This window comes from Variovorax nitratireducens (assembly GCF_051216545.1).
Lineage (GTDB): Bacteria > Pseudomonadota > Gammaproteobacteria > Burkholderiales > Burkholderiaceae_C > Variovorax.
In genome coordinates this window covers 873,568-892,684 of sequence record NZ_JBPJZO010000001.1, presented here as the reverse complement: position 1 = coordinate 892,684, position 19,117 = coordinate 873,568, and the positions used below count along the sequence as shown (strand labels likewise).

General features: G+C 67.0%; 17 protein-coding genes. 6 read left to right on the top strand and 11 right to left on the bottom strand.

Annotated elements, in window-relative coordinates; translation table 11 throughout:
• Window positions 1-5: 5 nt before the first annotated feature.
• Window positions 6-953, bottom strand: coding sequence for a YihY/virulence factor BrkB family protein (locus ACSFA8_RS04140; RefSeq protein ID WP_435478233.1), 948 nt, complete (start codon window positions 951-953; stop codon window positions 6-8).
• 70 nt (window positions 954-1,023) lie between these two features.
• Here ACSFA8_RS04140 and dnaG point away from each other — a divergent pair, with 70 nt between their 5' ends.
• The 3 genes from dnaG (at window position 1,024) to ACSFA8_RS04125 (ending at window position 6,883) form a co-directional block, all read left to right on the top strand.
• Window positions 1,024-2,922: a DNA primase gene (dnaG, locus tag ACSFA8_RS04135; protein WP_435478232.1), complete on the top strand. Its 1,899-nt coding sequence runs from the start codon at window positions 1,024-1,026 to the stop codon at window positions 2,920-2,922.
• 261 nt (window positions 2,923-3,183) lie between these two features.
• The gene (gene rpoD, locus ACSFA8_RS04130) at window positions 3,184-5,496 is read left to right on the top strand and encodes an RNA polymerase sigma factor RpoD (protein WP_435478231.1); all 2,313 of its coding nucleotides are present in this window, start codon (window positions 3,184-3,186) and stop codon (window positions 5,494-5,496) included.
• Between the two features lie 157 nt (window positions 5,497-5,653).
• Window positions 5,654-6,883, top strand: coding sequence for a multidrug effflux MFS transporter (locus ACSFA8_RS04125; RefSeq protein WP_435478230.1), 1,230 nt, complete (start codon window positions 5,654-5,656; stop codon window positions 6,881-6,883).
• 13 nt (window positions 6,884-6,896) lie between these two features.
• Here the strand turns inward: ACSFA8_RS04125 and ACSFA8_RS04120 are convergent, their stop codons facing one another.
• The 9 genes from ACSFA8_RS04120 to ACSFA8_RS04080 form a co-directional block, all read right to left on the bottom strand.
• A complete protein-coding gene (locus ACSFA8_RS04120; RefSeq protein WP_435478229.1) occupies window positions 6,897-7,295 on the bottom strand; it encodes an SRPBCC family protein in 399 nt (132 codons plus the stop codon).
• A 54-nt stretch (window positions 7,296-7,349) separates the two neighbouring features.
• Window positions 7,350-8,075 carry an ABC transporter ATP-binding protein gene (locus ACSFA8_RS04115; protein ID WP_435478228.1) on the bottom strand — a complete coding sequence of 242 codons (726 nt, stop codon included), beginning with the start codon at window positions 8,073-8,075 and terminating at the stop codon, window positions 7,350-7,352.
• Entirely contained in the window at window positions 8,068-8,829 is a 762-nt protein-coding gene (locus tag ACSFA8_RS04110; RefSeq protein WP_435478227.1) for an ABC transporter ATP-binding protein, read from the bottom strand. The genes ACSFA8_RS04115 and ACSFA8_RS04110 overlap by 8 nt, the downstream gene beginning before the upstream one ends.
• 127 nt (window positions 8,830-8,956) lie before the next feature.
• A complete protein-coding gene (locus ACSFA8_RS04105; protein WP_435478226.1) occupies window positions 8,957-9,931 on the bottom strand; it encodes a branched-chain amino acid ABC transporter permease in 975 nt (324 codons plus the stop codon).
• The gene (locus ACSFA8_RS04100) at window positions 9,931-10,803 is read right to left on the bottom strand and encodes a branched-chain amino acid ABC transporter permease (protein ID WP_435478225.1); all 873 of its coding nucleotides are present in this window, start codon (window positions 10,801-10,803) and stop codon (window positions 9,931-9,933) included. Before ACSFA8_RS04100 ends, ACSFA8_RS04105 begins: the two co-directional genes overlap by 1 nt.
• Before the next feature lie 137 nt (window positions 10,804-10,940).
• Window positions 10,941-12,116 carry an ABC transporter substrate-binding protein gene (locus tag ACSFA8_RS04095; protein ID WP_435478224.1) on the bottom strand — a complete coding sequence of 392 codons (1,176 nt, stop codon included), beginning with the start codon at window positions 12,114-12,116 and terminating at the stop codon, window positions 10,941-10,943.
• Between the two features lie 151 nt (window positions 12,117-12,267).
• Window positions 12,268-13,260 (bottom strand): PDR/VanB family oxidoreductase, encoded by a 993-nt coding sequence (locus ACSFA8_RS04090; RefSeq protein WP_435478223.1) that lies wholly within the window; start codon window positions 13,258-13,260, stop codon window positions 12,268-12,270.
• 31 nt (window positions 13,261-13,291) lie between these two features.
• Window positions 13,292-14,059: a GntR family transcriptional regulator gene (locus ACSFA8_RS04085; RefSeq protein WP_435478222.1), complete on the bottom strand. Its 768-nt coding sequence runs from the start codon at window positions 14,057-14,059 to the stop codon at window positions 13,292-13,294.
• A complete protein-coding gene (locus ACSFA8_RS04080) occupies window positions 14,056-15,174 on the bottom strand; it encodes an aromatic ring-hydroxylating dioxygenase subunit alpha (protein ID WP_435478221.1) in 1,119 nt (372 codons plus the stop codon). The genes ACSFA8_RS04085 and ACSFA8_RS04080 overlap by 4 nt, the downstream gene beginning before the upstream one ends.
• Before the next feature lie 144 nt (window positions 15,175-15,318).
• On the opposite strand from ACSFA8_RS04080, the gene ACSFA8_RS04075 reads away from it, so the two are divergent.
• The 3 genes from ACSFA8_RS04075 to ACSFA8_RS04065 all read left to right on the top strand — a co-directional run bounded on the left by ACSFA8_RS04075 (window position 15,319) and on the right by ACSFA8_RS04065 (window position 18,605).
• Entirely contained in the window at window positions 15,319-16,434 is a 1,116-nt protein-coding gene (locus ACSFA8_RS04075; RefSeq protein ID WP_435478220.1) for a 5-methyltetrahydropteroyltriglutamate--homocysteine S-methyltransferase, read from the top strand.
• 126 nt (window positions 16,435-16,560) lie between these two features.
• Entirely contained in the window at window positions 16,561-17,229 is a 669-nt protein-coding gene (locus ACSFA8_RS04070; protein WP_435478219.1) for a glutathione S-transferase family protein, read from the top strand.
• Entirely contained in the window at window positions 17,226-18,605 is a 1,380-nt protein-coding gene (locus tag ACSFA8_RS04065; protein ID WP_435478218.1) for a phospholipase D-like domain-containing protein, read from the top strand. Before ACSFA8_RS04070 ends, ACSFA8_RS04065 begins: the two co-directional genes overlap by 4 nt.
• A 10-nt stretch (window positions 18,606-18,615) precedes the next feature.
• On the opposite strand, the gene ACSFA8_RS04060 is transcribed toward ACSFA8_RS04065, so the two are convergent.
• A complete protein-coding gene (locus ACSFA8_RS04060; RefSeq protein WP_435478217.1) occupies window positions 18,616-19,005 on the bottom strand; it encodes a response regulator in 390 nt (129 codons plus the stop codon).
• Between the last annotated feature and the right edge of the window lie 112 nt (window positions 19,006-19,117).

Sequence of the window (19,117 nt, the reverse complement as noted above, 5' to 3'; positions counted from 1 at the left end):
GCCCTTCAACCGCGCTCCGGCCCCTGGCGGTCCGCCGGCTTTTTCTCCACGATGGCGGCCAGCGGCTCCTTCAGCGGCCGCTGGCCGTGCCCGGTGCGATCCAGCCGCTCGTACTGCGCAATCACCTGGGCGCCGAATAGCACCAGCGTAGCGGCGATTTCCAGGCTCAGCAGCACCACGATCGCGGTGGTCAACGAGCCGTAGACCACGTTGACCTGCGATAGCGTCGAGAAGTACCAGACCAGGATCCGGCGCGTGACTTCCCATAGCAGTGCTGCCGTCACGCCGCCCAGCAGCGCGTGGCGCAGCGACAGCCGGCCGACCGGCATCACCAGGTACAGCGAGGTCAGCATGAAGATCTCGCCGCCCAGCCCCAGCAGGTAGAGCAGTACCCCCGACACGCCCGACAGCGACCAGCTGCGCCCGAAGAGCTCGACGCTTTCCTGCCCGATGAGCTGCAGTGCGCCCGATACCAGCGTCACCAGCATCAGCCCGACGCAGAGGCTCAGGATGTAGAGGTACGGCATCACGAGCGAGAGCAGCGCGTGCCGCTGATGCTGGGCCTTGCGGTGGTGGAAGATCACCGCCATCGCGCTTTCGAGCACCGAAAAGGCGAGCGAGCTGAAGAACACCATGGTCAGTAACAGCACCGGCCCCAGCACGTCGCGATGCTCCATGAAGTTCGACAGTTCAGTGACGATCGCGCGCGACTGCCCCGGCAGCAGCCACTCGAGGTAGCGCCCGACGGTGCCCAGCAACTCGCGCTGATCCATGAAGTGCGAGATCGCGATCACGCTCACGATCATCAACGGCACGATCGACAACAGTGCGTAGTAGGCCACCGCGCCGGCCAGCAACAGGCCCTGGTTGGCTTTGAAAGCCTTGAGCGCTTCCCACACGAAGCGAAGGGGATGGCGCAGCAGCGGCGTGGCGTGTGCAAAGGGGCGGTGCATCGTCGGGCAAGTATGCCGTCGCCCGCTGCGGTCACGGCGGCTTGCGTATCATTTGCCGCTCCCCGCCTACATGACCATCCCGCCTTCATTCATCCAGGAACTCATCGCGCGCGCCGACGTGGTGGAAATCGTCGGCCGCTACGTTCAGCTGAAGAAGGCCGGCGCCAACTTCATGGGCCTGTGCCCGTTCCACGGCGAAAAGTCGCCTTCCTTCTCGGTCAGCCCGACCAAGCAGTTCTATCACTGCTTCGGCTGCGGCGTGCACGGCAACGCGATCGGCTTCCTCATGGAGCACGCCGGCATGGGTTTTGTCGAAGCGGTGCACGACCTCGCGGGCCAGTACGGCCTGCAGGTGCCCGAAGACGACGCCTCGCCCGAAGAGCGCGCCCGCGCCGCCGGCCAGCGCCAGAAACAGGCCACGCTGTCCGAAGTGCTCGAAAAGGCCGGCGAGGCCTACCGCAAGCAGCTGCGCCAGTCGGCCACGGCGGTCGACTACCTCAAGGGCCGCGGCGTTTCCGGGGAGGTGGCGCGGCAATATGGCATCGGCTATGCACCGCCCGGCTGGCGCACGCTGGCCAGCGTGTTCCCCGAGTACGACGACCCGCTGCTGGCCGAAAGCGGGCTGGTGATCGTCGGCGAAGACGGCGAGGACAAGCGCTACGACCGCTTCCGCGACCGCGTGATGTTCCCGATCCGAAATGTCAAAGGCGAGTGCATCGGTTTCGGCGGGCGCGTGCTCGGCGACGAGAAGCCCAAGTACCTCAATTCGCCCGAAACGCCGGTCTTCAGCAAGGGCCGCGAACTCTACGGCCTGTTCGAGGCCCGCGGGGCGCTGCGCGACATGGGCTATGCGCTGGTGACCGAGGGTTACATGGACGTGGTCGCGCTGGCACAGCTCGGCTTCCCGAACGCGGTGGCGACGCTGGGCACCGCCTGCACGCCCGAGCACGTGCAGAAGCTGTTTCGCTTTACCGACGCGGTCGTTTTCAGCTTCGACGGCGACGCCGCGGGGCGACGCGCTGCGCGCAAGGCGCTCGACGGCGCCCTGCCCTTTGCCAGCGATGTGCGCAGCGTCAAATTCCTGTTCCTGCCGGCCGAACACGACCCGGACAGCTTCATCCGCGAGTTCGGCGCCGACGCGTTCGCGCGCTTCGTGAGCGAGGCGACGCCGCTCAGCCGGTTCATGCTCGAAGCGGCGCGCGAGGGCTGCGACCTGGGCAGCGCCGAAGGTCGAGCACACCTGGCCAGCAACGTGCGCCCGCTCTGGAGCGCGCTGCCCGACGGCGCACTCAAGCGGCAGCTGCTGGAAGACATCGCCGGGCTGGTGCAATTGAACGCGCAGTCACTGACCGAGTTGTGGGCGCCGCCCGCAGCCGCCCCGCGCGCCGCCGCACCACCCTCTGCGGCGCCGCAACGCTATCAAAACGATAGCGGTCGGCGCTCGCCCGGCGGGCGCTACGGGCAGGAGAGGCCCTCTGCCCCGCCGGCGCCACGCGGCCGCGTGCTGCCGCTGGGCCGGCCCGACGTGGCAGCCCGGCTGCTCCTGTCGAACACGGCGGAATGGGAAGCGCTCTCGCACGAGCTGCACGGCCTGCTGTGCGACCTGCCCGGCGCACACGGCCAGCTGTTTGCCTGGCTCGACAGCCAGTTGCACGAGCACGGCGCCCAGCCCTGGGCTGCCCTGCGCGAAGGCCTGCGCGGCCTGCCGTTCGAGACGCTGGCAGAGCGGGTGATGACCGGCCCCGACGGCGCGCCGGTCGATGCCGGCGCCGACGCCCAGGCGGCAGACGCCGCGGCCGAACTGCGCAACGTGCTCGACTACATGCTGGACGACCACCTCAAGGCCCAGGAAAGCGAGGCGATCGCGGCCGCAGGCAGCGATCCCCATGCGATCGAACGCTACCGGGCGTTGCAAACACGCCGACGCGAACTGCAAATGAGGCTGCGCGCGGGCCGTAACAGCACTTGAAAAGTGGCCACCACGCTATAATGTAAGGCTGTCTAGTACGGCAAGAGCGACAGCAGCACCTCCGGGCCGACCCCACGCGCAATGCACTTCCCAACGGGAAACGGGTCAATACACCGCAAGGACTGCACACCAAATGTTCGCCCGACATCTTGCCGTTGGAGAGATTTTCTTCTCCGCCCCTGTATGCCTGCGCCGGGTAGGTAGCGCCAATGTTGTTGGCGTTTGTGATTCCGCTTGTTCATTCTTGTTCCACGAGGTCGTATGCCCAGTTCAAAGAAGCCTGCCGTGTCTGTCACCAAACCCGTCGCGGCGAAGCCGTTGAAGGCTGCGTCCGCCCCCACGGCGGCCGCAGCCAAGAAAGCCAATACCGTGACCACGAAATCGCCCGCCACCGCTGAACTGAAAAAAACCGCTGCCACGGCCGTCGCTGCTGCCCCGGCCGCACCGCGCAAGGTCGGCCGCCCGCCCAAGGCCGCCGGCGCCGCTGCCGCACCCGCCACCGGCGCCAAGCGCGGCCGCAAACCCAAGGCCGGCAATGACGCGCCCACCAGCGACATCGACCTGTCGGACATCGAAGACGACCTCGCCGGCGAGCCCGTGGTCGCATCGACCGAAGAAAAGGTCAAGCCGCTGCGCATGAAGATCAGCAAGGCGAAGGAACGCGCCTTGATGAAGGAGTTCGGCCTCGACGAGACCGTGCTGTCCGAAGAAGACATGGCCAAGCGCCGCCAGCGCCTGAAGACACTGATCACGCTCGGCAAGACGCGCGGCTACCTGACGCAGGGCGAAATCTCCGACCACTTGCCCGACAAGCTGGTCGACGCCGAGACCATGGAAGTAGTGGTCACGATGCTGAACGACCTCGGCGTGGCGGTGTACGAGCAGACGCCCGACGCCGAAACCCTGCTGCTGAACAACACTGCGCCGACCGCCACCACCGTCGAGGAAGCCGAAGAAGAAGCCGAAGCCGCCCTGTCCACCGTCGACAGCGAATTCGGCCGCACCACCGACCCGGTTCGCATGTACATGCGCGAAATGGGCACGGTCGAGCTGCTCACGCGCGAAGGCGAAATCGAAATCGCCAAGCGCATCGAAGGTGGCCTGATGGCCATGATGGAAGCGATCTCGGCCTCGCCGGCCACGATCGCCGAGATCCTGCGCCTGGGCAATGAGATTCGTGAAGGCAAGGTGGTCATCTCGACCATCGTCGACGGGTTCTCGAACCCGAACGAGGCCGACGACTATGTGGCCGAAGAAGACTTCGACGAGTTCGATGCCGAGGACGACGACGACGGCAACGGCGGCTCGAAGGCGCTGACCAAGAAGCTCGAGGAACTCAAGCGCGATGCGCTCGAGCGCTTCGACCGCATGGCCCTGATGTTCGAGAAGATCCACAAGATCTACGAGAAGGAAGGCTACGGCACGCCGGCCTACGCCAAGGCACAGCAAGCCCTGTCGGAAGAGCTGATGACCATCCGCTTCACCGCCAAGACCATCGAGAAGCTGTGCGACATGGTGCGCACCCAGGTCGACAACGTGCGCAAGAAGGAGCGCGAGCTGCGCCGCATCATCGTGGACAAGTGCGGCTTCCCGCAGGAAGACTTCATCCGTGACTTCAGCGGCTTCGACAAGCATGGCAATCGCATCCCGTCGAATCTGCTGAACCAGAAATGGGTCGAAAAGCAGGCTGCGGCCGGCAAGCCCTGGAGCGTGGTGCTGGCCCGCAACATTCCGCCGGTGCAGGAACTGCAGCAAATGCTCGCCGATATCCAGTCGAGCGTGGTGGTGCCGCTCACGCAGCTGAAGGACATCAACAAGCGCATGAACGAGGGCGAATCGTCCTCGCGCGATGCCAAGAAGGAAATGATCGAGGCCAATCTGCGCCTCGTGATCTCCATCGCCAAGAAGTACACCAACCGCGGCCTGCAGTTCCTGGATCTGATCCAGGAAGGCAACATCGGCCTGATGAAGGCGGTCGACAAGTTCGAATACCGTCGCGGCTACAAGTTCTCGACCTACGCCACGTGGTGGATCCGCCAGGCGATCACGCGCTCCATTGCCGACCAGGCGCGCACGATCCGCATTCCGGTGCACATGATCGAGACCATCAACAAGATGAACCGCATCTCGCGCCAGCATCTGCAGGAGTTCGGCTTCGAGCCCGACGCCGGCATCCTGGCCGCCAAGATGGAGATCCCGGAAGACAAGATCCGCAAGATCATGAAGATCGCGAAAGAGCCGATCTCCATGGAAACGCCGATCGGCGACGACGACGATTCGCACCTGGGCGACTTCATCGAGGACAGCAGCAACACGGCGCCGATCGAGGCCGCGATGCAGGCCGGTCTACGCGACGTGGTCAAGGACATCCTCGATTCACTGACCCCGCGCGAAGCCAAGGTGCTGCGCATGCGCTTCGGCATCGAGATGAGCACCGATCACACGCTGGAAGAAGTCGGCAAGCAGTTCGACGTGACCCGCGAGCGCATCCGCCAGATCGAAGCCAAGGCCCTGCGCAAGCTGAAGCACCCGAGCCGCAGCGACAAGCTGCGCAGCTTCATCGACACACTGTAAGCACACCCCCAGTCTTCGCGCACTTCGTGTCGCTTCGCCAACCCCCTTGCAGGGGGCAACACCAGCGGACCGGCAGAGCCGGATCCGCGGTGTTTCGCGAACAAGAGAGCGCCCGTAGCGGGCGCTTTTTTTTCGGTCAAATACCTGGAAGGTCTTCATGAACCCCGACGCCCAAACCCTCTGGAAAGCCCCGCGCTGGGCGCTGGCGGTGCTGCTGGCGGTGCTCGGCATGCTCGGGCCGTTCTCGATCGACACCTACATCCCGGCGTTCTCGGGCATTGCGCGCTCGATCGGCGCATCGCCGGCCGAGATGCAGCAGACGCTGTCGGCCTACCTGTTCGGCTTCGCGTTCATGAACCTCTTCCACGGCGCGCTCTCGGACAGCTTCGGGCGCCGGCCCGTGGTGTTGTGGGGGCTCGCGGTGTTCACCATCGCGTCGCTCGGCTGCGCCCTGTCGGAGACCATCGGCCAGCTGGTGTTGTTCCGCGCCCTGCAAGGCTTGTCGACCGGCGCCGGCATCGTGGTGTCCCGTGCGGTGATCCGCGACATGTTCCCCCCGGCCGAGGCGCAGCGGGTGATGAGCCAGGTGACGATCTACTTCGGCGTGGCCCCGGCCATTGCGCCGATCGTCGGCGGCTTCCTGTTCGTGCATCTGGGCTGGCACAGCGTCTTCTGGTTCCTGGTGGCGGTCGGCGTGGTGCTGTTCGTGGCCAACTGGAAGCTGCTGCCCGAAACGCTGCATGTCGACCAGCGCCAGTCCTTCGAAGTGCGCCACCTGATGCGCGGCTACTGGGATCTGTGTTCCGACCCACGCTTCCTGCTGCTCGCGCTCGCCAGCGGCGTTCCGTTCAACGGCATGTTCCTCTACGTGCTGGCCGCGCCGGCCTTCCTGGGCGACCACCTGGCGCTGGCGCCGACGCAGTTCTTCTGGTTCTTCTTGCTCACCATCGGCGGCATCATGTTAGGCGCCTGGGCCAGCGGCCGCATGGCCGGCAAGGTGGCACCGAAACGGCAGATTCGCGACGGCTTCCTGATCATGCTGATCACCTCGGTGGTCAATGTGGCGGCCAACGCGCTGTTCACGCCGAACGTGCTGTGGGCGCTCTGGCCGCTGGCCTTCTTCGCATTCGGCTGGGCGCTCATGGTGCCGGTGGTCACGCTGCTGGTGCTCGACCTGCACCCCGAGCGGCGCGGCATGGCCTCGTCGCTGCAGGCCGTGATCGGCTCCACCGCCAACGGCCTGGTGGCCGGCGTGGTGGCGCCGCTGGTGATGCATTCGACGCTGGGGCTCGCGCTGACCTCGATCGGCATGTTGAGCATCGGACTGGTCGCCTGGGTCTGGCTGCACCGGCGCTGGCCCGAGATCGGCCGCCTGGTGGCACAGTGACGGCCGCTCGGCGCTAGGCGGCTTCGAGCGTTGCCTTCATCGCGCGCATGCCATCGTCGATCATGCCGGCGATGGCGGGTGCCAGTGCATCCGGCAGCAGATCGGCCACCCAGACCACGCGGCTGCGGCCACCGCCCTGGTCGAACACCTGCAACGAGGCGTTGTGATGCGTGAGCCGTCCACCCGTGGCCGACCACACAATGCGGCGCGCGGCATCGTCGAGGTCGACGATCAACTCGCGCACCTCCATGCCGTTGGCGAACTTCACGATGCGCGCATCGTCGCCATCGAGCCGGCAGTCGACCACGAAACCCTTCACCAGGCGTTGGTGCAAGGCCCCCACGTCGCGCACGGCATCCCAGATCTGCGCTGCGTCGGCCGCCACGTCCATCTCGCGTCGAATCGATGCCATGGTGCTACCTATTGCGCTGGGAGCGGCTGCTTGTGACGCATCGCTGCCCTTGCACTACCGGGCCACGCCAAGCAGCCGCTCCAGCACCTCGGGCCGGGCGCGCAGCGCGACGGCGCTGTCGGTGTGCACCACGGTGCCGTGGTCGAGCACCACGGCCCGGTCCGAGATCGCGAGGATCGCCTGCGGATGCTGCTCGACGATGATGGCGGCGAGGCCTTCGTCCTGCGTGATGCGGCGAATCGCGCGCAACAGCTCTTCCACGATGATCGGCGCCAGCCCTTCGAGCGGCTCGTCGAGCAGCAGCAGCCGGGGGTTGACCACCAGCGCACGGCCGACAGCGAGCATCTGCTGCTCGCCGCCCGAGAGCTGCGTGCCGAGGTTGCCCTTGCGCTCGGCCAGGCGCGGGAACATCTCGTAGACCCGTTGCGGGTTCCAGGGATTGGAAGTCCCTCCGGGCCTGCCCGGCCGCTCCACGGCCGTGAGGTTCTCGTGCACCGTGAGCGATTTGAAGATGTTGCGCTCCTGCGGCACCCAGCCAATACCGGCCGCGGCGCGCTGGTGCGGCGCAAGCTTGTTCAGCGGGCTGCCGTTGAGCATGATGCTGCCGCCGTGCTGACGCGTGGCGCCGGCGAGCGTGTTGATCAGCGTGGTCTTGCCGGTGCCGTTGCGCCCCAGCAGCGCCAGCGTCTGGCCTTCGCCCAGTTGCAGCGAGACGCCGGTCAGCACCACCGCCTCGCCGTAGCCCGCGCTCAGGTTGTCGATCTGCAGCAGTTCAGCCATGGACGGCTCCCTGGCCCAGATAGACCTCCTTGACCTTCGGGTCGTTGGCGATCTGCTCGGGATCGCCCTCGGTCAGCAGCGTGCCGTTGACCAGCACCGTCATGCGATCCGCGAAGCTGAACACCAGATCCATGTCGTGCTCGATCAGCAGCACCGACACATCGGCCGGCAACGCGGCCACGGTCTGCAGCAGCTCCTCGCGCTCGCCGGCTGGCACACCGGCCACGGGCTCGTCGAGCAGCAGCACCCGCGGCTCGCAGGCCAGCGCGATCGCAATCTCGAGCAGGCGGCGCTTGCCATAGGCGAGCTCTTTCACGGGCTGCTGCGCCACGTCGGCCAGGCGGAACTGCTCGAGCAGTTCGCCCGCACGCGTCGTGATGCTTCTGGCAGCGCCGAGCGCCCGCCACCACTGGCCGGAGGCCCCTTTTTGCTGCGAGACCACGAGCGCCAGCGTTTCCAGCGGCGTCATCGAATCGAACAGCTGGTTGATCTGGAACGTGCGCACCAGGCCGCGCGCCACGCGCTGGTGCGGCGCGAGGCGCGTGATGTCCTGGCCCAGCAGTTCGATGCGGCCTTCGGTCGGCGTGAGCACGCCCGTCAGCAGATTGATCAGCGTCGTCTTGCCGGCCCCGTTCGGGCCGATCAGCGCATGGCGTGCGCCGCGCTTCAACTGCAGCGAGACGTTGTTGGTGGCCGTGATGCCGCCGAAGCGCATGACCAGGCCGGTCGCGGAAAGAACGGTCTCCGTGCTCATTGGTCAACCTTCGTGCTGCGCACTGCGGTGCGAGCTTGCTTCGGGCGGCCGGGCGCGGCGCTCATTTGGTCAACCTTCGTGCTGTGCACTGCGGTGCGAGCTTGCTTCGGGCGGCCGGGCGCGACGCTCATGCCCGCCTCCCGAACCATGTCCAGGGCTTGAACAGGCGGTCGCGTCCCACCAGCACCAGCAGCACCAGGATCAGGCCGATCCAGAACATCCAGTATTGCGGCGTCACGGCCGAGAGCCAGTCCTGCAGCAGCTTGAACACAAGCGCGCCGGCAATGCCGCCGTAGAGCCAGCCGACGCCGCCGATCACCAGCATCAGCAGCACGTCGGCCGAGCGGTCGAAGGCCAGCACGTCGAGCGAGGCGAAGCCGGTGGTCTGCGCCAGCAGCGCGCCGGCCGCACCGGCCACGGCCGCCGCCAGCGTGTAGATCGTGACCAGCCGCGAAGCGACCGGAATGCCGATCGCCATCGCGCGCAGCCGGTTGTCGCGGATCGCCTTGAGGGTGGCGCCGAACGGCGAATGCACGATCCGGCGCATCAGCAGGAACAGGATCAGCACGACCGAGAGCGAGTACCAGGCTGCCGTGCGGCCGAACAGGTCGAACTCGAACAGGCCCAGCACCGGCCCCATGACCACGCCCTGCAGCCCGTCGGCACCGCCGGTGAGCCAGTCGAGCTTGTTCGCCAACTCGAGCAGCAGCAGCGCCGTGCCGAGCGTGACCATCAGCCGCGTGAGATCGCTGCCGCGCAGGATCGTCACGCTGGCCACCGCGCCGAGCGCCGCCGACAGCACCGTGGCAACGACCAGGCCGACCATCGGGTCGGGCATCACCAGCTTGGCGAACAGCGCGGCCGCATAGGCGCCGAAGCCGAAAAAGGCCGCATGGCCGAGCGACACGATGCCGGTGTAGCCGAGGATCAGGTCGAGCGACATCGCGAACAGCGCGACGATCGCGATCTCGTTCACCATCAGCGAATGGGACGGCACCAGCAGCGGCAGCGCAAACGCGATGAGCCACACCGCGAACTCCCAAGGCCGCCAGCGCGCCTTGTGCAGCAGTGCCGCCTGGAAATCCTTGGTTGCGCCCTGCATCAGCGGCCTCCCTTGCGGGTAAAGAGACCTTGCGGCCGCCACAGGAGGATCGCGATCATCAGCAGGTACACGGTGAACGCGCCCATCTTCGGAATGAAGTACTTGCCCGCCACGTCGGCAATGCCGAGCAGCAGTGCGGCCGCGAGCGGCCCGGTGATCGACGAGGTGCCGCCGACCGAAACGACGATCAGGAAATAGATCATGTACTTGAGCGGAAAGGTCGGGTCGAGCCCGAGGATCTCGGCGCCGAGCGCACCGCCCAGCCCGGCCAGGCCCGAGCCCACGGCGAAGGTCGCCAGGAACACCACGTTGACGTTGATGCCCAGCCCTGCCGCCACGCGCGGATCATCGACCGCCGCTCGCAGCCGGCTGCCGAAGCGCGTCTTCGACAAGATGAGCTGCAGCACCACCGTGAGCACCGCACACACCGCGATGATGAAGATGCGGTAGTGCCCCATGCCGAGCAGCAGCGCGCCGTCGCCGACCTCGGTGCGGCCCCGCAGCCATTCCGGCAACTGCACGTTCTGCTGCGAGGAGCCGACGAAGTAGTCGATCGAGGCCACCGCCATGAAGGCGAGGCCGATCGAGAACAGCACCTGGTCGAGGTGCGGCTTCGCGTACATCGGCCGGTACAGCGTGCGCTCCAGCAGCGCGCCGGCCAGTCCGACCACGATGAAGGCCAGCGGCAGGCAGGCCAGGAACGGCAGCCCGAGCTTCTGCATCGCGAACACGGTGAGGTAGCCGCCCGCCATCGCGAACGCACCGTGCGCGAGGTTGATGAAGTTCATCAGCCCCAGCGTCACGGCCAGCCCGACGGCCAGCACGAACAGCAGCATGCCGTAGGCAACTCCGTCGAAAAGAATAGTCAACATATCAGCTACTCACATGCTTGCCGCGCATCGCGGTCTCTTCGGGAAACACCGAGGAACCGGCTTTGCCGGGCCTCTGGTGTTGCCCCCGGTAGGGGGTTGGCGTAGCGACACGAAGTGCGCGCAGCCTGGGGGCGAGCTTACTTTGCCTTGCCGGGATCTTTCACGCCCTTGATCACGTCGAATTCGACGTTGTAGAGTTGCCCGTCCTTCCTCTCGACCTTGCGCAGGTACACGTCCTGCACGATGTCGCGGGTCTGCGCATCGATGTACACCGGGCCGCGCGGGCTTTCGAACACCTGGCCCTTCATCGCGGCCAGCAACGCATCGCCGCCGCCCTGGCCCTTGGTGATCTTGAGCGCTTCGTAGATCACGCGCATGCCGTCGTAGCCGCCCACCGCCATGAAGTTCGGGCGCATCTTCGGGTTGGCCTTCTGGAAGGCCTCGACGAACTTCTTGTTGGTCGCCGAGGGATGCGCGGTCGAGTAGTGGTGCGTGGTGACCACGCCGAGCGCGCCGTCGCCCATGTCGTTGAGCTGGTCATCGTCGGTCACGTCGCCGGTGGCGATCATGCGGATGCCGGCCTTGTCCATGCCGCGCTCCAGAAACTGCTTCATGACCGCCCCGCCGGCGCCCGAGGGCACGAACACGAACAGCGCGTCGGGCTTGGCATCGCGCACCTTCTGCAGGAACGGCGCAAAGTCGGGGTTGCGCAGCGGCACGCGCAGCTTCTCGATCACCTTTCCGCCATTGAGCTGGAAACGCTCGCTGAAGTACTTTTCGGCGTCGTTGCCGGGGCCGTAGTCGGCCACCAGCGTGACCACGGTCTTGACGCCGTTCTTGGGCGCCCAGTCACCCATCGCCACCGACACCTGCGGCAGCGTGAAGCTGGAGCGCACGATGTACGGCGAGGCTTCGGTGATGCTGGAGGTGGCCGCCGCCATCACCACCTGGGGCGTCTTCGACTGCGTGGCCAGCGGCGCGGCCGCCAGGGCGGCCGGCGTGACGCCGAAGCCAGCGATGACGTTCACCTTGTCATTGACGATCAGCTCCTGCGCCAGCCGCTTGGTCACGTCGGGCGTGGCCACGTCGTCCTTGATGATCAGCTCGATCTTCTTGCCCGCGACGGTGTCACCGTTCTGCGCCATGTAGAGACGCGCCGCCGCCTCGATCTGGCGCCCCGTGGAGGCCTGCTGGCCGGTCATCGGCAGGATCAGGCCGATCTTGAACTTGTTGTCCTGGGCATGGGCTGCCAGCGGCATGGCGAGTGCAAGGGCGGTGAGGCTGGCGGCGTGAATGAGGTGGCGGCGTTGCATGGTGGATGAGTCTCCGGTTATCGGTAAAGACGGGTGGGCGCTATTGTGCTCACCACACGGCGCGTCGCAGGCCTTGGCAATTCCCTAGGGAACCCGTCTGCGGCGCGAATTCTGCGCGGTGAATAAAATTGCTGCGCGATCATCGCGCAGCTCAGTCGGCGTCTGGCCGGTACGCCGAATCGATGGCGATCGAGCCCACCACGCGCGACACGCAGGTGCAGATGCGCTGGTTCGCGGCCTTCTCGTGCTCGCTCAGGAAGACGTCGCGGTGGTCGATCTCGCCGTCGAGCGCCAGCACCTCGACCGCGCAAAGGCCGCACTCGCCGCGCTTGCAGTCGTGCAGGGTCTGCACGCCGACGGCATGCAGCGCATCCATCATGCTGCTGTCGGCCGGCACCACGATGTCGACGCCCTGGCGTGGCACCTGAACCCGAAATGGCTGGGGCGCGAAGCGACCGCTGCTGCCGAAGGTTTCGTAGCGCAGGTCGGCCACCGGCCGGCCGGATGCGGCCCACTGGCAGCGCACCGCATCGAGCATCGGCACCGGGCCGCACACGTACATCTGGCCGCCAGCAGGCAGCGCAGCGATCTCGGCCGCGATGTCGATGTGCCGGCCTTCGGACGCGACGAACTCGGCGAACGATTCGCCGAGCAGCTCGCGCAGCAACGGCCGGTAGGCCAGTTCGACCTCTTCGTGCGCACCGTAGACCATGCGCAGCGGCGCCCGGCCCGTCCGTGCCTGCAGATGCTGCGCCATGTGCAGCATCGGCGTGATGCCGATGCCGCCCGCCACCAGCAGATAGGCCGGCGCGTTCAGGTCGAGTCCGAAATGGTTGCGCGGCCCGTTCACCTGCAGCCGGTCGCCAACCGCGAGTTGCCACATCGCGCGCGAGCCGCCCTGCCCCTGGTCGAGCCGCTTGACGGCGATGCGGAAGCACTCGCCGTCGGGCTGGCCGACCAGCGAATAAGAGCGCTTGATCGGGCGGCCTTCGCGCAGCAGCTCGACCTCGATGTGGCTGCCAGGCGACCAATCGGCGCTGATGTCATTGGCGTCCTGCGGGCGCAGGGTGAACTCGCGCACGGTCGGCGTGATGTCGCGGAGCGCTTCGACGCGTGCCGCGCGCCAGCGGGTGGAACTCTGCATGGCCTGTCTCTTCTCTTCTTTGGGTTCGGGTTCAGCTGCGGCGCCGGATCAGTTGCACGCCCGGCAGCGGATGGTCGTGCGCGCCGTGCAGCGCCTCGCGCAGGTTGCGCTGCGCGAGGCGGCTGTGCTCGCGCATCAGGGCTTCGGCGCGCGAGCCTTCGCGGCTCTCGATCGCGTCGAGCACCTGGCGATGCTGATCCTGCGCGATCAGCAGCATGTCGCGCGCGGCGGGGGAGTTGGCCTGCACTACGACAAAGCCCGAGGGCGATGCAAACGGCAAATTTGTGATGCGCTCGAGCTGCTTCGCAATCACCACGCTGCCCGACAGCTCCGACAGCAGCGCGTGGAACTGGCCGTTGAACGCCACGTAGCGCGAGAAGGCGGCGTCGTCCAGCGCGGGCTCGCGCAGCAGCTCGTCGATGCGCTGCAGGCAGGCGCGCGCTTCGCGCAGCACCACCGGCGAGACGCCGCGCTCGGCCGCGAGCCGGGCCGACAGCCCTTCGAGCGTGCCGCGCAACTCGATCGAGTCCGACACGTCGCGCTCGGAAAAGGTACGCACCGCATAGCCGCCGTTTGGCAGGCTTTCGAGCAGGCCTTCCTGCTCCAGCCGCATCAGCGCGGATCGCACCGGCGTGCGCGAAACGCCGAGCTGCTCGGAGATCGCCACTTCGGCAATGCGCGCGCCACCGGGCAGTTCGCCGGCCAACACCATCTCGCGCAGGCGCAACTGGGCCTTGACCGCCTGCGACGCGCCAGCCTCGGCCGGGTCGCCGTGCACCGCGACCGGCAGTGCACTCACTTGGGCGCCTCCGCGGCCTCGGCCTCGGCCGGCCGGATCGGAATGCTCGGCCGGCGCGGCTGCTCGCGCTCGACCATGCGGTCGATCAGGCGCCGCGCCCACATCGCACCGGCGTCAATGTTGAGGTTGTAGAACGCATAGTCGGGCCGTTCGTCGATGGCGCGCTGCTGCGCCTCGAGCACGTGCTCGTCCTCGCGGAAGATCGTGGCTACGCCTTCGCGCAACTCGTGCGTCAGGCGCTGCTCGCCGATGCAGTAGTTGCGCGCAAAGGCCCAGAAGTAGAGGCAGGTCTTGTCGGTTTCGGGCGTGATGGTGTTGAGCACGTAGCCGTTGACGCCGCGGCTGCGGTCGCCCTTGTCGCCGTCGCTCTTCGGCACCGCGCCGCTGCCGGCCTCGGCCACGCCCACATCGATGTTGACGGTGCACGGCCCCTCGAAGCGGATGATCTGCCAGCGGTCGACCTTGCCCTCGTAGCCGCAGCCGTGCCGGATCTGCGCGGCCCAGAACGGCGGCGCATCGATGTTCTCCATCCAGCGCGTCACGGTGGCCGAGCGGTCGCCGTGGGTCGCGACAAACGGTGCTTCGGCCACCGCGCGGTTGCCGATCGACGAGCCATGCACGAAGGCCTCGTGCGTCAGATCCATCAGGTTGTCGACCACCAGGCGGTAGTCGCAGGCGACGCGGATCATCTTGCCGTCGCCGGCCCAGGCCGGGTCGTCGTTCCAGTGCATGTCGGGCACCAGCGCCGGATCGGCCTTGGCCGGGTCGCCGGGCCAGATCCAGACGAAGCGATGCTTCTCCACCACCGGAAAGCTGCGCACGCAGGCCGACGGATTCAGCGTCTCCTGGCTCGGCATGAAGGTGCAGCGGCCCTGCGCGTTGTAGACCAGGCCGTGGTAGCCGCACACCACCTCGTCGCCTTCGAGCCGGCCCATCGACAGCGGCAGCAGCCGGTGCCAGCAGGCGTCTTCGAGCACGGCAACCTGGCCATCGGCCTGGCGGTAAAGCACGAGTTTCTGGTTGCAGACAGTGCGCGACAGCAGCGCATGCTTGACCTCGACGTCGTAGGCCGCTGCATACCAGGCGTTCAGGGGGAAGCTGGGCGAGGTGTTCATGGATCCGGAATGTATACATAAACGGCCACAAATCCACCGATTTAGGCCATTTCTAGGGTAAACACCGACTTCTCTGTATCCAGCATGGGCGACCGTCGTGCCGCTACGATGCTCGATCCCATCCCAGCATTGACGGAGCTCTCCATGTCCCAGCACGCCGCCCTGCCCGCCCGTTTCGACCACGTCGGCAGTTTCCTGCGCCCCAAATACCTGCTCGAAGCGCGCGAGCAAAAAGCCAGGGGCGAGATCACGCCCGAGCAGCTTCGCACCGTCGAAGACAAGGCCATCACCGAGATCGTGAAGTTCCAGCAGGACGTCGGCCTGAAGAGCATCACCGACGGCGAGTTCCGCCGCACCTACTTTCACATCGACTTCCTCGAGCAGCTCGGCGGCGTGAAGACCGACATCCCGGTCACCATCCGCAAGCCCGATGGCACCGAGGAGCTGGCGCCGCCGGTGATGCGCGTGATCGACAAGGTCACCCACGCGAAGAACATCCAGCTGGCCGACTTCGAGTACCTCAAGAGCCAGGTTGCGGCCGGCAACACTCCCAAGGTGACGATTCCCTCGCCGACCATGCTGCACTTCCGCGGTGGCCGCGCCGGCATCAGCAAGGAGGCCTACCCGGAACTCGACCCGGTGTTCTACGACGACGTGGCCCGAGCCTATGGCGACGAGTTGCGTTCGCTGGCCGCGGCCGGCTGCACCTATGTGCAGATGGACGACACCAACCTGGCCTACCTCTGCGACGAGAAGATGCGCGAAGCCGCACGCCAGCGCGGCGACGACCCGAACGAGCTGCCGCACCGCTACGCGGCGTTCATCAACAAGATCGTCGCGCAGAAGCCGCCCGGCATGCTGCTGGCCATGCACCTGTGCCGCGGCAACTTCAAGAGCACGCATGCGGCGGCGGGCAATTACGAGCCGGTGGCCGAGGCGCTGCTGAAAGAAATGGATCTCGACGCCTACTTCATGGAGTACGACGACGCACGCTCGGGCGACTTCAAGCCGCTGCGCTACCTGCCGAAGGGCAAGACCGTGGTGCTCGGCCTGGTGACCACCAAGTTCGGCGAGATGGAAGACAAGGACGAGCTCAAGCGCCGCATCGAAGAGGCCGCCAAATACGCGCCGCTGGAGCAGCTCGCGCTGTCACCGCAGTGCGGCTTCTCGAGCACGGTGCACGGCAACAACATCGCGGTGGAAGCGCAGCGCAACAAGCTGCGCCTGGTGGTCGAGACCGCGCAGGAAGTCTGGAAATAGGGCTCGCCCCCAGGTTGCCCGCACTTCGTGTCGGGCGCCCACCCCCTGCCGGGGGCAACACCAGCGGCCCGGCAGAGCGGGGTCCGCGGTGTTTCACGAAGGGGCCGGCTGCAGTAGGCTCGGCGCATGAAGCTCTTCTCCGGCCCCCTCAGCATGTTCGGCGCCAAGGCGCAGATCGCGGCGCTTGAAAAAGGCATCGCGTTCGACCTCGTGATGGTGCCTTTCGACAGCGGCGACCGTTACCAGCCCCGGCACCCCGACGTGCTGCGCATCAATCCCAAGCAGCAGGTGCCGGTGCTGGTCGACGGCGAGCTCGAGCTGTTCGACTCGACCCAGATCTTCGAATACCTCGAAGACCTGCAGCCGCAGCCGGCGCTGTGGCCCTCCGGCGCCACCGCCCGGGCCCGGGCGCGCCTGCTCGAGCACCTGTCGGACGAGGTTTTCTTTCCGCACGTGATCAAGCTGTTCGGCCTGCAGGACGCGATGCAAAGCCCGCCTGCCGTGGCGGCCTGCGCGGCTTGCGCCCGCCACTACGAGGCGATGGAAGCCCGGCTCGCGCACGCCGACCACCTGGCCGGCGGCTACTCCTTCGCCGACATCGCGTTCTACATGGCCCATGTGTTCGCCGACCGGAAGGGCGCCGGCATGACCGCCGCCACGCCCCGCCTGGTGGCGTGGCGCGACCGCGTCGGCCAGCGTCCTGCGGTGCGCGCGGTGGTCGGGCCGATGATGAAGTTCCTGGCCTCGCAGGGCCGGCCGGTGCCGCTGTTTCTTCAATCGCACCTCGGCACGTGAACCGTATCGACGACTGGCTCGACTGGCTGCCTTCGCCGTCGCAGCATTTCCTGGTGGTCGCCATCGGCCTGCTGGTCTACGTGGTCACCACGCGGGCGCGGCGCGAGCAGCGCGCACCCACCACCGCCATCGCGTGGGTCATGGGCATGCTGCTGCTGCCCTACTTCACCCTGCCGGCCTATCTGCTGTTCGGCCAGCGGAAGTTGCGGCCCGCGGGTGCGCCAAGGCCGCCGCGCTCGGTGCCGGCGGGGCACTGGGCCGCCGATCTCATCGAAAGCTTCGGCCTGGCACCCCCGGGCCCGTGCGCAGTGCGCATGCATGCCGATGGCGAGGTGGCGCGCGACGCGCTGTGGGAGGTGATCGCCGGTGCCACGCAGCGCATCGACGTGTGCACCTTCATCATCGGCAACGACGCCTTCGGCCACGACGTGCTGGCGCGGCTCACGCAGCGCGCGCGCGAAGGCATTGCGGTACGCGTGCTGCTCGACGGCTTCGGCGCACTGTCATTGCCGCGCGGACATTTCGATGCGCTGCGCGAGGCTGGGGGCCAGGTGGCGGTGTTTCGCCCGATCTTCAGCCTGCGCCACAACGGCCCGCGCAACCTGCGCAACCACCGCAAGGCCACCATCGCCGACGACCGATGGCTGTGGTCGGGCGGGCGCAACCTGGCCGGCGAGTACTTCACCGGCAACGATGCCCATCCGGTGGCCTGGCGCGATCTCTCGTTCGACCTGCAAGGCAGCGCAGCCGCCGCGGCGGCCCGCCAGTTCGACCATGACTGGGCCTCGGTGCGCCACCACAAGCCGCGCCGCATCGCGCCGGCTGACGTGCCCTCGGAGGGCGCCCTCGCCCAGTTCATGCCGAGCGGCCCCGACCAGACCGAAGACACGGCCCAGGCGCTGCTGATCGACGCCTGCTTTCGCGCCGAGCACCGGCTGCTGGCCGTCACGCCCTACTTCGTGCCGGGTGACGGGCTGCGCGACGCACTGCGGCTGGCGGCGCGGCGCGGCGTGCAGGTGACCATCGCGATCCCGGCGCGCTCCAACCACCCGCTGGCCGACTTCGTGCGTGCGCGCGCCATGCGTGACCTGGCACGCGCGGGCGTCACCTTCCGGATGCTGCCCTTCATGGCGCACGCCAAGGCGGTGGTGGTGGACGACGATCTGGCGCTGTGCGGATCGTTCAACCTCGATTTGCGCAGCCTGCTGCTGAATCACGAGGCCGGCGTGGTGTTCTATGGAACCGAGCAGATCGACTGGCTCGCGCAGTGGATCGAAACCACGGCCTCCGCCGGCGAGCCGTACCGCGCGCGGCGACCCGGGCTGTTGCGCGACGTCGCCGAGGGCTTGCTGCTGACGGTGGCGTTCCAGCTCTAGCCGCAGCGGCTCACAGCGCCGCGAAGCTCGAAGGCCTGTTCTGGTTGCAGAACTCGAGAAATGCGTCGAGTTCGTTCGACTTGTCGAACACCGCATCGGCGCCGAGCTTGAGGCAGCGCTCGCGGATATCTGCGGTGGCGTAGTTGGTCAGCACCACCACGCGCTGCAGCGGCTGGCGCTGGCGGCAGCTGGCGAGCACGCCCAGCCCCGAGCCTTCCTTCAGAAACAGATCGACCACCGCCAGATGCCATTCGTTGGCATGCGCGCTCAACCAGCGCGCAGCCTCTGCTTCTGTCTCGGCAAAACCGACGATGCTGGCATTGACCAGATCTTCCATTGCGGGAATCAGGTTGTCCCGAATCGTGGAGTTGTCCTCGACGAGGAACGTAATAAGCGACACAGCGTTAAGGGTGTTATTTGCCCGCAGTGTAGTTTCCAGAATCTGATTTTGGCGAGGGCACCCGACGAAAGCTGCTGTCGGCCTTGGCCTACGCCAGCAGGCTCGACCCCCG

What these genes read in the sequence shown, in the direction of transcription:
- ACSFA8_RS04110 (WP_435478227.1), bottom strand. Translation starts at nt 8,829, where the DNA reads ATGAGCACGGAGACCGTTCTTTCCGCGACCGGCCTGGTCATGCGCTTC.
- ACSFA8_RS04125 (WP_435478230.1), top strand. Translation starts at nt 5,654, where the DNA reads ATGAACCCCGACGCCCAAACCCTCTGGAAAGCCCCGCGCTGGGCGCTG.
- ACSFA8_RS04090 (WP_435478223.1), bottom strand. Translation starts at nt 13,260, where the DNA reads ATGCAGAGTTCCACCCGCTGGCGCGCGGCACGCGTCGAAGCGCTCCGC.
- ACSFA8_RS04070 (WP_435478219.1), top strand. Translation starts at nt 16,561, where the DNA reads ATGAAGCTCTTCTCCGGCCCCCTCAGCATGTTCGGCGCCAAGGCGCAG.
- ACSFA8_RS04080 (WP_435478221.1), bottom strand. Translation starts at nt 15,174, where the DNA reads ATGAACACCTCGCCCAGCTTCCCCCTGAACGCCTGGTATGCAGCGGCC.
- ACSFA8_RS04095 (WP_435478224.1), bottom strand. Translation starts at nt 12,116, where the DNA reads ATGCAACGCCGCCACCTCATTCACGCCGCCAGCCTCACCGCCCTTGCA.
- ACSFA8_RS04140 (WP_435478233.1), bottom strand. Translation starts at nt 953, where the DNA reads ATGCACCGCCCCTTTGCACACGCCACGCCGCTGCTGCGCCATCCCCTT.
- ACSFA8_RS04100 (WP_435478225.1), bottom strand. Translation starts at nt 10,803, where the DNA reads ATGTTGACTATTCTTTTCGACGGAGTTGCCTACGGCATGCTGCTGTTC.
- rpoD (WP_435478231.1), top strand. Translation starts at nt 3,184, where the DNA reads ATGCCCAGTTCAAAGAAGCCTGCCGTGTCTGTCACCAAACCCGTCGCG.
- ACSFA8_RS04120 (WP_435478229.1), bottom strand. Translation starts at nt 7,295, where the DNA reads ATGGCATCGATTCGACGCGAGATGGACGTGGCGGCCGACGCAGCGCAG.
- dnaG (WP_435478232.1), top strand. Translation starts at nt 1,024, where the DNA reads ATGACCATCCCGCCTTCATTCATCCAGGAACTCATCGCGCGCGCCGAC.
- ACSFA8_RS04115 (WP_435478228.1), bottom strand. Translation starts at nt 8,075, where the DNA reads ATGGCTGAACTGCTGCAGATCGACAACCTGAGCGCGGGCTACGGCGAG.
- ACSFA8_RS04075 (WP_435478220.1), top strand. Translation starts at nt 15,319, where the DNA reads ATGTCCCAGCACGCCGCCCTGCCCGCCCGTTTCGACCACGTCGGCAGT.
- ACSFA8_RS04105 (WP_435478226.1), bottom strand. Translation starts at nt 9,931, where the DNA reads ATGCAGGGCGCAACCAAGGATTTCCAGGCGGCACTGCTGCACAAGGCG.